The sequence below is a fragment of the Citrobacter sp. RHBSTW-00599 genome (assembly GCF_013784065.1).
GTDB lineage: Bacteria > Pseudomonadota > Gammaproteobacteria > Enterobacterales > Enterobacteriaceae > Citrobacter > Citrobacter braakii.
This window is the reverse complement of record NZ_CP056717.1, coordinates 1,109,414-1,123,186: the sequence shown is the minus strand read 5'-3', so window position 1 is coordinate 1,123,186 and position 13,773 is coordinate 1,109,414. Positions and strand designations below refer to the sequence as shown.

The following is a 13,773-nucleotide window of genomic DNA, read 5'->3' as shown; positions in this document are numbered from 1 at the left end:
ATGAACAAGATATATACCACCGTCTGGTGCGAGTCGCGCCAGCAGTGGGTGGTCACATCTGAACTGGCATCCGGCTCTGGTCGCCCGAAACTGGCACCAAAGAAAAGCGGCCTGGCACTGCTGCTGGGGGCAATGCTGCTGCCCTCAGCGCCGGTCATGGCCGTGGATTATGTGGACGTGACGCTAACGGGTGAACAGACTATTTCTTCAGGAGATACGGCCACCTCTACTACTATCAACGGTGGCAGTCAGTACATCTACAATGGGGGCTCAGCCACTGAGACCGTCATCAACTATGGGGGCATGCAGGACGTCTACGTTGGGGGCTCGGCCACTGAGACCACCATCAACAACGGTGGCGACCAGTACATCTTAGGTGGCACAGCCACTGACACTTCCATCAACAATGGTGGCAAGCAGGAGATCGTTAGCGGCGGCACAGCCACTGACACCACTATTAGCGGTGGCAGTCAGAATGTCTACAATAGGGGCACAGCCACTGACACCACCATTAACGGTGGTAGTCAAAGCGTCTTCAGTGGCGGCTCTGTCACTGCCACCACCATTAACAGCGGTGGTTATCAGTATGTCAACAGTGGTGGCACAGCCATTGGGACCACCATCAACACAGATGGCGAGCAGCGAGTCTCCAGCGGTGGTGCTGCCACTGAGACCGTCATCAACTATGGGGGCATACAGGACGTCAATGGTGGCACAGCCACTGAGACCACCATTAACCATAATGGTCAGCAGTATGTCAACAGTGGTGGCACAGCCATTGATACCACCATTAACAGAGGTTTCCAATGGGTCTCCCATGACAGCACGGCCACTGGCACCACAATCAACGGTGGCTGGCAGGACGTCAGCAATAGGGGCACAGCCACTGACACCACCATCAACAGTGGAGAGCAGTACATCCACATTGGGGGCACAGCCAATGAGACTACCATTAACGGCAGTGGTGAACAGGCCATTTATGGTGGCACAGCCACTGACACCACCATCAATAGCGGTGGTGCCCAAGGCATTTTCAGTGGGGGCTCGGCCACAGACACCACCATTAACAGCGGGGGCGGACAGTACATATCCGTATCCGGTGGCGGGACAGCCACAAACACCACTATCAACGGTGGCGAACAGTACGTCTCCAGTGGCGGCACAGCCAATGAGACCGCTATCAACAGCGATGGCAGGCAGTACATCCGCGGCGGTGGCACTGCAACTGGCACCACTATCAACGGTGGTGGCCGACAGAACGTCTCCAGTGACGGTACGGCTACTGGCACTACCATTAATAGCGGGGGCATGCAGTTCGTCTACAGTGGCGGCACAGCCATTGACACCACTATCAATAGCGGTCAGTCGTGGCTGCAGACGGGGGCACTGGCTGACGGCGAAACCAAAGTGAACGCCGGTGGTGAACTGCTGATGGACGCTGGCTCTGTCGCAACGGACGTGCGCATCACGGGGGGCACCCTCTCTGTCGCCGACCTTACCAATACCACCGCCAGTTATACCCCGGCTCAGGTCGATAAGCTCACCATGAACGGCGGTAACGTCAACTTCCTGCGCAACAGCAAAGGTGAATTCGCGAAACTGACTATTACGGAACTGAACGGAACCGGAAACTTCCTTTTCAATACCTCGCTGGCCGACCGCAAAGCCAACTTTGTCACCATCGAGCAGGGTTCAGGCCAGTTTGGCATTGCCGTTAATGACTCCGGTAAAGAAATCTCAGACCACACCGACCTCACAGTGAACCTCATCCATGAGAAGGGTGGTGACATTGATTTTGAAATGGTCACGGCTAACGGGCGAAGCACCAGCATGGTTGACGGCGGGACCTACATGTACACCCTGTTCAGCGAGCAGAATAAAGACGGTCTCAACGGCGGTAACGTCTGGTACCTGGGCGCGATGACGGAAGAACCTGGCGGTGGTGAGAATCCGGGTGGCGGTGAAAACCCTGGCGGCGGCGAGAACCCTGGCGGTGGCGAAAACCCTGGCGGCGGCGAGAACCCTGGCGGCGGTGAAAACCCGGGCGGTGGTGAAAACCCGGGCGGTGGTGAAAACCCGGGCGGTGGTGAAAACCCGGGCGGTGGTGAAAACCCTGGCGGTGGTGAAAACCCTGGCGGCGGCGAGAATCCGGACGGCGGCGAGAATCCGGACGGCGGTGACAACGGCAATACCGGCGGTAGCGGAAGCGGCGACAAGAAGCCGATGACCACCCCGGCAACGGACGCCATCCTGGCCATGTCGAATGCCGGCCTGAATGTCATCCACTCCGAGCTGGAAGGCCTGCGCATGTACCGGACAAATCTGGATAAAACCGGACCGGAAAGTAACGTGTGGGGTCACTACCTTGGCAGCAAAAACCATACGGATACCAGCAACGGCGCGGCGTATCAGCTTAATCAGAACGGCATTGAAATCGGTGCCGACACGCGGACGGATTTTGCGCGCGGCAGCCTCGTCACGGGGGCATTCATGTCTTACAGCGACAACACTGTTAAGCATGCTCGCGGTGGAAAAAGCAAAATCGACAGCTACGGTATCGGCCTGTATGCAACATGGTTTGATGTCAGCGGCTTCTACGCTGACGGTGTGGTGAAAGGTAACCGCCTGAATAACAAACTGAGAGCCGTGATGACCAACGGCGGCAGAACCGGCGGTGACTGGACGCAGTATGGTCTCAGCACAGCCGTTGAAGGTGGCTATCAGTTTGATGTGAGGGACGACCTGAGCCTCACGCCTTATGCCCGCCTGGCGTTTGTTCAGATGAGCAGTGAGGACGTAAAGCTGAGCAACGGCATGAAGGGTAACACCGGCACGCCGCGCTCGGTAACGGGTGAGGCCGGCGCGAAGCTTACCGGCAAGTTCAGCCTCGGTGCGGCAGAATTTAAACCTTACCTGTCAGCGGCGATCGTGCAGGAGTATGCAGACTCAAATGAAGTCACCATCAATGCGCGCAACCGCTTTGACAACAACGTCAAAGGCACGTCAGGCAAGTACGGTCTGGGCGCATCGGTCAGTGTCGGCAAGGACGTAACGCTGTACAGCGAGGCTAATTATCGTCAGGGCAGCCATACGGAGACGCCGGTTCAGGGTGTGGCCGGTATCCGTATCGGATTCTGATGTTATCTCAGGGGCCTCAGGGCCCTTATTCATTGCGCTATGAAATATCCGGATATGTTTATGTCTCACATGATTTTGACAAAAGATGTTTATTTAAAGAAAGCGTTGTCTGTCATCCTTGAACAGGTGTCTCCCGCCAGGAAGCTCTGCATTGTTGATATTGAATCGTACAGAAGCCTGGGCGCGATTTTCAGACTGCTAAAAAGAAAGAAACTGACTGATAAGCACGGGTTAATCTTCATCGGTGGCAAAGATGTCAGTTCAAGGGTTCTTGAGCCGCTTGTGACGATATACAGAAAATCGTGCTTTATGGACTTTCGAAAACAACTCAATGACGGCAGGACGCATTCACCTCAATATGCGTTAAATCATATTGCATGCTGCAGGGATCTCAGCTTGCTTTCAGGCCAGGAAAAAAAGACACTTTTTGCCCTGCGTGATACTGACGACACCTTGGCGATTGCCAGGAACATTCATCTGTCGCCAAAAACTGTTTATACCTATACCAGCAAGATCAGGCAAAAGTTTAACCTCAGTTCGATACTGCAGGTCAGACAATTTATTTTCTCGGAGTTTGTCCTTGATGCTGAAACCGGAGAAGGGCTTTTCCCCTGAACCTCCGAGATTTTTAATATCAACAGACCATTAAAGACTGCAGGCAGAAAATGATGGTTTCAGGGGGTATTTGATAATGGACTGGATGAAATGACAACCACCAACTGGTCTTTTCGAACATTGTTACTTATAGCAGGGGGAAGCACAGGAACGGGTACATTTAACCGCATTGTTGATGCCACGATCAGTTGCCCGTGTTCAGTATTTGAGGGTGGGCTGTTTTAGCTGACATTAGCTAAAATCCCGACTGGAAAGACGAAGAGATAATAATCAACAGGAGTGTACAGGATAAACTGGCACGTTCTCTTGCCGCTGAAACAACTGATGCTATCCCATTTATTCCGTACATGCTGCAGGATCTCTGGGCACCTGGTATCAATCCTGAAATTGTCCTGGCACTACTTTAAAGGTATTGAACATGTTCATAACCCGATTGATTGCCCTGCCCGGGAGTCAACTTTAGCCCAGAACCGACACGGCAATTGTATCTAACACGTTTATTTTATTAAGTTTTTGATAACAATTAGTTAATTAATTTATTCATTCGCCTATTCCGCTGTTCTGCAAAAACGTCATTTGCAGCTTTTGTCCATCATCTAACCAGTAATTACTTTCTTAACGCTAGCCTCTTCATCCCCTCGCTCATGATATAAATTTATAAAAATCATTAAAAATAGCGTTTTAATCTTAAAAAAATAATTTAATCGATATTTACATTTACCAAATATGTAAACAATGGTCTTATATTCCAACCTTACAGCGTGACGCGAAATGTTGTTCTGCAACCGAATGCGCCACTCCAGAGAAGGTGAAATGAATCATCAACATCTGTTCAGATGCCAGGGATGATGTAGCGCGAACCAGGGAGCAGGGAAAAAGTTTCACGCTACTGACAAAAGTAAATTTGATTATGAAAATGGGATATACACAAATGTTTAACAAAACATTCATCGTAGCGGCATTGATGGTTTCCGGCTCTGCATTTGCAGCTGAATCAACCGGCGTAGCGGGTGGCACTATTACCTTTAACGGTTCAGTGTCCGATACCACCTGTAACGTGGTGACCAATAACGGTTCAGACTTCACGGTAAACCTTTCCCCTATTGCTGTGGGTGATATGGGCACCACCGCCGGTGTTGTTAAAACCAACGCCAAAGACTTCACCATGAATCTGAAAAACTGCTCTGCGGCATCGGACGAAGCTAAAACGCTTAAAATCACTTTCAGCAGCAGCAACCTGTCGGATGACGCTAAATACCTGAAAAACTACAGCGACAATGGTGCCGAGGGTGTGGGTATTGCGCTAACCAAAGACGGTAACACTGCCGTACCGTTTGATACCGCTTTCGATACTGGTCTGAGTTCCGCTGACGCTGCCACCGAAGATGGCGTCACACTGACCATGTATGCCAACTACTACAACTACGGTGGCGCGGCCGTAACAACCGGTAAAGTAGTTACTGACGCAACTTATTCCTTCAGCTACGACTAACTCATTCAGCCGGGGTCTCCCCGGCTCTCCTCTACGACATTATGAAAACTCTGATATTTTTTCTTGCGGCTACGTTCATTTCCATGAATGCCAGCGCAAGCGTTGTGATCAACGAAACGCGTGTTATTTATCCGGCCAGCGCCAAATTTGTGTCGGTGCAACTGGTAAACGACAGCGAACAAACCCATCTGGTGCAGTCCTGGATTGACGAGGGCGATGCTTCCGCCGCGCCGGAGAAAGTCAAAGTGCCGTTTTCTCTGCTGCCTCCGGTCGTAAAAATGAGCGGACACGCCGGACAGGCTCTGAAAATCTCGGCGATGAACACCCATTCGCTGCCAAAAGACCGCGAAAGTGTGTTCTGGCTTAACGTTCTGGATGTCCCTCCCGTCCCTGAAGGGAGTGGAGATAGCTACCTACAAGTGGCCATTCGCAATCGTATAAAACTGTTCTATCGTCCGGATGTACTGAGCGATCTCGACAGCAGCGTGGCGGAGAAAATTACCGTTTCAACTTCTGGCGGTCACACCTGCCTGAAGAATAATTCGCCATATTACATGACCATCCCTCAGGTCGTGACCTGGCAGGGTGGCGAGCTAAAGCAAAGCCGAAAAGATAATTTACTGGCTGAGACTGCGTTTATTCCGCCGTTTGGCTGCGCGCTGGTGTCCAGCAAAATTCAGTCCGGTGGGCAATATCGCCTTACCTGGCTTGATGATTATGGCGCAAAGAGATTCAGCACTATCCACTGATATCCCAGATAAATGACTCCAGGTTCAATTCTGATGAAAAACAGTTCTCTGTTTCGTATAAGTTTGCTAGTTCACTCTGTCAGCCTCGCGATATTTTCATACGGCGCGTTGGCAGAGGATTTTAATAGCAGCCTGCTGGTAGGTAATTCAGCAGATATGGACTGGAGTAATTCTCGGCTGGTTATGACGCCGGGGGCTTATGATTTGGATGTTTATGTGAATAACGTCTGGCGCGGGAAATTTAATATTTCCGTCGCTAATGACGATAAAGGTACTCTGCTTATTAATAAAGACGACGTATCTCTACTGGATATTCAGGGGCTGGATGACATTGTAAATAAAAGCACCGCTGAAAAGCTCGACGTTAATACCCTGCTACACGGAGGGAAAAGCGCCCTGATACCTGGCACACTGCGTCTGGATTTAGAAGTACCTCAGGCTTTCGTAAAAGAATATAGCCGTAACTGGGTGTCACCGCAAAAATGGGATCAGGGAATTAATGGCCTGTATACCAATTACAATTTCAACTATTACAATTTTCACGGCCTGCAGAATGGCTATAGTGACAGCGATAATCTGTATTTATCGCTGAACAGCGGACTAAACATGTATGGCTGGCATTTTCTCGATAGCTCATCGTGGATGCGCTACAGCGCAATGAACAAAGGTAGCTGGATAAATACCACGCGTTTTGTTGAAAAACCAATTGCGGCAATCGATTCGGTACTGCGCATTGGTCGAAGCTATACGACGTCTGATTATTTTGACACGGTCCGTTTTCGTGGGGTGACACTGAATAAAAGTCGTCAGATGTTACCGGACAGCGAAAACGTTTATATGCCGGTGATCGAAGGTGTTGCAACCAGTTCAGCGGTGGTCAGTATCTCCCAGGATGGTCATATCATCCACCAGATCAATGTCCCGCCAGGTCCCTTTGCCATCCGCGATCTGATGCCTACCGGCTCACGCAGCGATTTATCCGTCGAGGTAAAAAACACTGGCGGCAACATTGAGCACTTCATTGTGCCATTCTCCTCGATCCCGGATATGCAGCGCCCCGGCAGCAGCGACTATCAGATTAACGTCGGGGCGGTGGACATGCGCAACGTCGACGATAGCAGCCATTTTACCCAGGTGAGCTATTCACGTGGGGTGAATAACTACCTCACCGCGTCAGCGGGCGGGATCTGGAGCCAGAATTATCAATCTCTGCTTCTGGGAGGAGCGGTTTCCATCCCCTACGCTGGGTCACTCTCGGCTTCCGTGGAGGAGTCGCAGTATCGTCTGCCTGCCGATAGCCGTCGCCACGGAGAAAAATACGCGCTGTCCTGGAGTAAATACTTCCCGACCCGCACCAATATTTCGCTGGCTTCGTATTATTACCGTACTCAGGATTACGCTTCTTTTAGCGATTATATCCTGACCAAATCCAATATTAAGGATTATGGCGGAACGGGCACCTCAACGATCAACAGCAAACAAGCCTTTAGCGCCAATATTAATCAGCCGCTGGGGGAACAATTTGGAAGACTGTCGCTTTCAGCCTACTGGCGCGATTACTGGCGCGGTCAGAAAAGTAGCCGTCAGTACAACCTGACCTGGAGCAATGCCAGTCACGGCGTCAACTACTCGGTTTCGCTGCGCCGCTCGGAGGTTACGCAGTCCTATTACGACTATGAAACCAATTATGAAGGCGACCTGGTGAGCGCGTTGCGTTCACGCGGTAAGACGGAAAACAACCTCTATTTTTCTGTCACGATACCGATGTCGATATTCGGCAGCGGCGACAGCCTGTCTTCTCATGCCAGCGTGCAGAACGGCAAATATTCCTCTTCTGACGTCAGCATGAGCGGGAATATGCATGATGTTGACTACAGCCTGATGCTGAGCCACGACAGTGACAACGATTCGCGGGCAGCCGATCTCTACACCAGCTGGAAAAATGACTATACCAGCATGAACAGCGGCGCGACGCTGGCCCGTGAATATCGCCAGCTAAGCCTGGGTGCCAGCGGCAATCTGCTGGCATGGAAAGGTGGGCTGCTGGCGTCTCCTCATAACGGACGTAATTTTGTCATTATTGAAGCGCCAGGAGTGGTGAACGCGGTCGTTAACGGCGATACCTCCGCACACACCAACAGCAAAGGTATCGCCCTCATCACCAGCGCGACACCGTACCGACAGAATAATTTCCATCTGGAGCAGGATGGAACCCAAAAAAGCGACGTCGACCTTGAAGGTAATTTACTCAATGTGGCGCCGTACGAAGGCAGTATCAGCTGGCTGAAGTACAAAACTGACACGCGCAGACTCTTCACTTTTGATGTGCAAACCGCTGAAGGGGGTCAGTTGCCGTTTGGCGCAGTTGTCAGCGGTGCCGGGAATGAAGAGGTCGGCTATGTCGCACAGGGGAGTCAGATTTTTATTAAGTCAGAGACGCTTCCCGCCAGCCTGAAAGTGAATATCAGCAAAGGCAAGACTAAAAAATTCTGCACTATTTCCCAGCCTGCAGAGCATGCTGAAAATATTTGTCGCTAACTCAGTTTACTCAGCTAACAGAATCAATCATGAAAAAATTATTTTATCTTATGGTTACGGCCATAATACTGACCGCAATCCCAATATTATCTGCACAAGCACAGTCGCAGGCTCAGTCTCGCGGTGTAACAGGCGATACCTGCCGTAATTCCGGCATACTTTTTTCCAGCGTCGCAGAATCGGATAAGTCGCTAAATCTTTCATCGGCTTTCGTGAATTCAAACGTCGTTGAATATTCCTATACCACCAGTTGGTCGGGTAGTATGACCTGTACTTACGGAAATATCGGGATCGGTGGTCTGGCGCAAGACCACTTATATTATTTTACCGGTTTCAACGGTTCTCCTGTTTATTTGAATTTCAACAGTGCGGATGGTGAAAGTAGCTACTGGATAAAATTAACGGCCACCATTAGTGGCGATACTAAAGTGACTGTCAGCGGTATCGTGGGCATTCACTCTCTGTCATATCAGACACAATATACGCTGCGGGCGGAATTAATGTCGGCTCCACCTGTGGGAATGGAAAGCTATACCAAAACCACAACCAGCGGCGCACTGTCGGTCATCCCTGCGGTGATGAGCGGTACCGGAAGCGGCTCCAGCTCACCGTTCCTTTCCAGCAAAACATATGCTTATCGCGCCTGGTCAAATATGATGTCTGAAACCGCACGCAAAAGCTGGAATACCGATTATTTTATTGCTTATGAGAAGCTAACGATTCAGTTTGAGCCAAAAGAAACAACCTGCAATATGACGCGAGACATGAGCGTGAAATTACCCCCCGCTCCGTTTAGCGTCCTGAAAAAAAATGGAAAGGCAGATGGTGCCGATTTCACCATCCCGCTGAAATGCGGCAACCTGGCCGGAATTAAAACGTCTACCCGCAATGTTAAGGCCTGGTTATCCAGCAATGATTTAGTCAGTTCGGATACCAACTACCAGATAATGGTCAACGATGAAACCACAGCGGGAGGGGTAGGTATTGCCATTCGTAGCCGGATGTTTATGGGTGACTATGATGAGGTGCAAATATCCAGTAGCAATAATATGGAACATGCCTCGCAAATATTAGATATCGCTAAAGATGATGATATAAGCAATACGCAATACATTTATCTTCATGCTTATTACAAAGTTTATAACGCCTCAGCATTATCAACCGGTAGCGTGGTGGCAACTGCGCAGATAATGTTTGGCTACGATTAACCCACCTATTTTACTGTGGCCCAGACGGGCTACAGGAAGTTTTTAATTTAATTCTCATAAAGGATTTTATGAAAATATCTGTTCAAACCGTACTTGATCTTCTGCACAGCATTATGCACCCGCTTTCTCCTGAACTGGTGCATCATTTGCAACGCACGGGTCTCATTTGCTGGTATCTCGGAAATCGAGCCGGTTTTGACAGTGCAGCCATCAATAACGCCTGGCTTGCGGGTATGTTGCACAATATCGGGGCGCTGAGCAAAGTGTATCCCTTCAGTGGCCCCCATGGTAAAGCCTTTATTGAAGAGCATGGACAGCTTGGCGCCTCAATGATGTCCGGCGTACGTTTTTTACAGCCAGTGACCGCAATTCTTGAAACGCGCCACGCGGATGCCTTGGGTTACACGCAGAATACAATGCTGAATACCTGGCATCTGGTGCATCTTGCCGATGAGTTTGAGCTGTGGCTGCGCGGGATTGAAGGTGACTATGTGGCCCAACGGAATAATATTGTTTCCGGTTTTCTGGCCAGTAGCCCACTATGGCCATCGTGCCTGGTCGAGGCGCTACAGGATGCCAGCCATGAGGATGGTTTCTGGTTTCGCCTGAGTTCACCCTCATTACAACCCGTGCTGCGCGTTATCAGCCCGCTCAATGATGTGGTGCTGGATCACCATGATTTTCTGGAGGTCTGCCTGCTGATTTCGAATATCGTCGATAAATACAGCAGCTTTACGCAGACTCACAGTACCAGCGTGGCTCACGTGGCGGCGAAGCTTGCGGAGCTGTACGGCTGCGATCGCTACACCCAGGATAAAATCCGCATCGCGGGGTACCTGCACGATATTGGCAAGCTGGGTATTCCACTGGAAATCCTCGAGAAGCAGGGAAAGCTGGAGCCGGACGAGTATGCGCAAATGAAGCGCCACAGCTATAAGACGCTGGAGATGCTACATCCCATTGAAGAGCTGGGTGAAATCGTACACTGGGCGGCAAGACATCATGAACGCCTCGACGGCAGCGGCTACCCTTTTCGTCTGGGTGCGGCTGCGCTGGATATCCCTTCGCGTATTATTGCTGTGGCTGATGTTTTCACCGCGATGACCGAGAATCGCCCTTATCGTCAGGGGATGTCCAGCGAAAAAGCATTGATTATTCTGGAGGAAGAGGCGTCAAATTTTCGTCTGGATCGGGACATTGTCGATCTGCTAAGCCATAATATTGCAGTGCTCAGACCTTTGGTTACGATGTACTAAGCCAGGCATAACCTGAAATCGCAGCCGCGCAGAATGCATATTGTATAAATTTACCGAAAGAAAACGCGAATGAAATATTTGATAGCCAATAGAGTCATTTACGATAGCGAGAGCGGGGAACTTGTGGTCAAGGAACCCGGAAACGAGCAAAGTAAAAGGCTAACAAATACCGCTAACCGTATTCTTTCGTTACTGATTGCGTCGCCAGGCCGGGTACTTGAACGTGATTATCTTCTGGATAAAGTCTGGGAGGAAGCGGGCCATCCGGGTTCCAGTTCATCGCTGAGCCAGTACATTAGTATCCTCAGAAAAACATTAACGTCCTTAATATTCATTGAGGAAATTATTGTAGCCGTACCCAAGGTGGGCTTTTACTTCTCACCGGAAATCGCCGTCGAACTGCAGAATGATGAGGAAAGGGTGAGTACCACACCTCTTCCGGTATCCCTGCGTAAGGCGGCAACGAAGGATAAAAAAAATCTCTGGCTGATCGCGGCTATCGCGTTTTTGCTGCTGGCCAATCTGTGGATACTCAGCCAGAAACAGGAATCACCGCGTTTTGCAGCGGAATACAGCATTGGTGAAATCGGGAGCTGCAAATTTACTGCCTATGAAGATTTATCGGAGGAAGTTGACCCTCAGGTCATGAATATTATCCGTCAGCTACAGCCTGAACTTGAGCAAAAGTGTGCCCGGAAACCCGCGCAGATTATGGTGTATTTTCAACCCAGCGTTCTTTACGGTAGTCATGGTCGGTTTTTCTACTCTTATTGTCCAACAGATAAGGCAACAGCAAAAATTGTCTATTGTGAGAACCATTACGCTTTTAACTGGAAATTAAAATGAAGCTGATGACAACCTTAGTGCTGGCAGCGGTCGCGTTGATTTGTCTGTTAACATGGCAACTAAACCTGCGATCGGGTGTTTATTTTGACGAACGCTGCTTTGCTAATGCCACCTATGTTGACGCTTCGGATAACGCTCTCTTATTCAAAGGGAATATCACGTTTGAATTTAACAAGAACGAAACGGGCGTATTTAATCTTTCGGGCAATATTGACTATCAGGGGCGTCAATATCGATTGTCGCGTTATATAACATTTACCTATCATAACGTCAGCGGCAACCAGTATCGCATGAATACGACAACAAAAGATATCATGGCTCACGATAATGTGCCGGAAGACATTACCCTGCTGACAACAAAAATATTTGGGATGGAAGGGGAATACGTTATCTCCTTAGACAAAAAAGACAATAACTATATTACGATTGCAAATACCTTATCACCCTTAATGAACTGTGTGATTCAATAACAGGGATAGTGTTATACATTCACTATGAAAAGAAATAATTGTGTCAATTGTGAAGAGTGCGGTTTTGCAGAACTGTGCTCTGCCTATCTTTTCAGGCAGAAAGATCCATTGTTTATCCGCAATCTGGAGACAAAAAAGAAGATTGCCAGAGGTGAATATATTTATCGTCGGGGAGAGAAAATAGACGAGCTGTATGCCCTACGTAGCGGGGCCGCTAAGGTTTACGATGCGCGCGGGCAACTGATGGGGATCGTTTTGCCAGGACAGGTGATGGGCGTGGAGGAGCTGCACATCGGGTACAGTCAGCAGGATATTCAAGCCGCAACGGAAATAGAAGTTTGCGTACTGAGAAGCGATCATTTCTACGAAATGAGCCAGCTGATGCCAGGGTTTACAGATTTTATTGTCAGGATCCTGTCACGTTCGGCGCAGGAAAAACAGCAATTTATTTCAGTATTGACCAAAAGTGATACCTTGCAGAAGGTTCAATATTTCCTGCAACTGTTGTCTCGCACTTATAAAGAGTATGGCTTTGAGCATCTCAACCTTGAGTTACCGATCAGTAAGAAAGAACTGGCCCAGGTTCTGGGCATTTCGATATCCACCTTGTCGCGTGCCCTGGATAGCCTGAAGGATCAGGGAATTATTTCCGTGCTAAATAAAAAAGAGATAACGCTAATGATGTCAGACAAAAAATAGCGTCTGAATGAGGATGTTCTTGTCATTTCTTAGTTTCATCTCAAAAAAAACAGTAAATCATTTATTGTCCAGTGTATCCCTTTGAGGAAAGCACCGGACTCATTTTTCTTAAAAACAAAGAGTTAAGGTTTTTCCCAATGTCGTTTGTCGTATTCTCTGATGATATTTTTTTTACCCGGTCTGCGGGAGGGCTGATGCCAATAGATAGCCTGCGCGAAGAGAACTTATGTATTATTGATATTGAATCTTTCTTCAGCTTGCATGATATTAAACATCGTGTTTGCAATGAACTGACCGACGGCTATTCTATCATTTTTGTAAAAGGCCGGGGGATGTTATCAAAGGTGCTCTCATCACTGGAGGGTATCTCCAGAACCGCCTCTGTAACGGAGTTTATCCGGTATATTAATGAAGGCCGAAGATATACTTTCTATCATATACTCACCATACTTGATTCTTTGCGGGAGCTACGTAACCTTACCCATACCGAGATTTCCGTAGCCTGTGCGTTACGCCGACAAATAAATATTAATGCCACATCCCAACTTCTGCACTGCTCAACGAAAGCAGTGTATCAGCGGGTATCAGCCTTGGCTCAGAAAATGAACCTCAGATACGGTACCCAAATCCAGTATTTCTTGTACCGCGAATATACCATTGAGGAACTCCAGCAGATAGATTGCATGAAACATCGTCCTGATACCGGTTTATTCCAGAATAATGGACCGACCCCACATCTGTAAGCAGATTCGCTCCTCACGA

Annotated in this window: 11 protein-coding genes; all 11 read left to right on the top strand. The window is 49.1% G+C overall.

The window, feature by feature from the left end; translation table 11 throughout:
* The 11 genes from HV243_RS05330 (at position 1) to HV243_RS05280 (ending at position 13,754) form a co-directional block, all read left to right on the top strand.
* A complete protein-coding gene (locus HV243_RS05330) occupies positions 1 to 3,138 on the top strand; it encodes an autotransporter outer membrane beta-barrel domain-containing protein (protein WP_131351323.1) in 3,138 nt (1,045 codons plus the stop codon).
* A gap of 60 nt (positions 3,139 to 3,198) precedes the next feature.
* Entirely contained in the window at positions 3,199 to 3,753 is a 555-nt protein-coding gene (locus tag HV243_RS05325; RefSeq protein WP_165500013.1) for a LuxR C-terminal-related transcriptional regulator, read from the top strand.
* A 931-nt stretch (positions 3,754 to 4,684) separates the two neighbouring features.
* A complete protein-coding gene (locus HV243_RS05320; protein WP_047414269.1) occupies positions 4,685 to 5,245 on the top strand; it encodes a fimbrial protein in 561 nt (186 codons plus the stop codon).
* Between the two features lie 83 nt (positions 5,246 to 5,328).
* Positions 5,329 to 5,994, top strand: a complete 666-nt coding sequence (locus HV243_RS05315; RefSeq protein ID WP_240489676.1) for a fimbria/pilus periplasmic chaperone — start codon at positions 5,329 to 5,331, stop codon at positions 5,992 to 5,994.
* 33 nt (positions 5,995 to 6,027) lie between these two features.
* Positions 6,028 to 8,532 carry a fimbria/pilus outer membrane usher protein gene (locus HV243_RS05310; protein WP_131351332.1) on the top strand — a complete coding sequence of 835 codons (2,505 nt, stop codon included), beginning with the start codon at positions 6,028 to 6,030 and terminating at the stop codon, positions 8,530 to 8,532.
* Between the two features lie 29 nt (positions 8,533 to 8,561).
* Positions 8,562 to 9,740 (top strand): fimbrial protein, encoded by a 1,179-nt coding sequence (locus tag HV243_RS05305; RefSeq protein WP_115190302.1) that lies wholly within the window; start codon positions 8,562 to 8,564, stop codon positions 9,738 to 9,740.
* Between the two features lie 68 nt (positions 9,741 to 9,808).
* Entirely contained in the window at positions 9,809 to 10,996 is a 1,188-nt protein-coding gene (locus HV243_RS05300; protein WP_131351335.1) for an HD domain-containing phosphohydrolase, read from the top strand.
* Between the two features lie 69 nt (positions 10,997 to 11,065).
* On the top strand, positions 11,066 to 11,842 hold the full coding sequence (locus tag HV243_RS05295; protein ID WP_046274815.1) for a winged helix-turn-helix domain-containing protein: 777 nt from the start codon (positions 11,066 to 11,068) through the stop codon (positions 11,840 to 11,842).
* Positions 11,839 to 12,312 (top strand): hypothetical protein, encoded by a 474-nt coding sequence (locus HV243_RS05290; protein ID WP_080859140.1) that lies wholly within the window; start codon positions 11,839 to 11,841, stop codon positions 12,310 to 12,312. The genes HV243_RS05295 and HV243_RS05290 overlap by 4 nt, the downstream gene beginning before the upstream one ends.
* A 108-nt stretch (positions 12,313 to 12,420) precedes the next feature.
* Entirely contained in the window at positions 12,421 to 13,011 is a 591-nt protein-coding gene (locus HV243_RS05285; protein WP_242672050.1) for a Crp/Fnr family transcriptional regulator, read from the top strand.
* A 137-nt stretch (positions 13,012 to 13,148) separates the two neighbouring features.
* Positions 13,149 to 13,754, top strand: a complete 606-nt coding sequence (locus HV243_RS05280; protein WP_131351338.1) for a hypothetical protein — start codon at positions 13,149 to 13,151, stop codon at positions 13,752 to 13,754.
* The last annotated feature ends 19 nt before the right edge of the window (positions 13,755 to 13,773 follow it).

What these genes read in the sequence shown, in the direction of transcription:
- HV243_RS05310 (WP_131351332.1), top strand. Translation starts at nt 6,028, where the DNA reads ATGAAAAACAGTTCTCTGTTTCGTATAAGTTTGCTAGTTCACTCTGTC.
- HV243_RS05305 (WP_115190302.1), top strand. Translation starts at nt 8,562, where the DNA reads ATGAAAAAATTATTTTATCTTATGGTTACGGCCATAATACTGACCGCA.
- HV243_RS05300 (WP_131351335.1), top strand. Translation starts at nt 9,809, where the DNA reads ATGAAAATATCTGTTCAAACCGTACTTGATCTTCTGCACAGCATTATG.
- HV243_RS05315 (WP_240489676.1), top strand. Translation starts at nt 5,329, where the DNA reads ATGAATGCCAGCGCAAGCGTTGTGATCAACGAAACGCGTGTTATTTAT.
- HV243_RS05325 (WP_165500013.1), top strand. Translation starts at nt 3,199, where the DNA reads ATGTCTCACATGATTTTGACAAAAGATGTTTATTTAAAGAAAGCGTTG.
- HV243_RS05330 (WP_131351323.1), top strand. Translation starts at nt 1, where the DNA reads ATGAACAAGATATATACCACCGTCTGGTGCGAGTCGCGCCAGCAGTGG.
- HV243_RS05295 (WP_046274815.1), top strand. Translation starts at nt 11,066, where the DNA reads ATGAAATATTTGATAGCCAATAGAGTCATTTACGATAGCGAGAGCGGG.
- HV243_RS05280 (WP_131351338.1), top strand. Translation starts at nt 13,149, where the DNA reads ATGTCGTTTGTCGTATTCTCTGATGATATTTTTTTTACCCGGTCTGCG.
- HV243_RS05320 (WP_047414269.1), top strand. Translation starts at nt 4,685, where the DNA reads ATGTTTAACAAAACATTCATCGTAGCGGCATTGATGGTTTCCGGCTCT.
- HV243_RS05290 (WP_080859140.1), top strand. Translation starts at nt 11,839, where the DNA reads ATGAAGCTGATGACAACCTTAGTGCTGGCAGCGGTCGCGTTGATTTGT.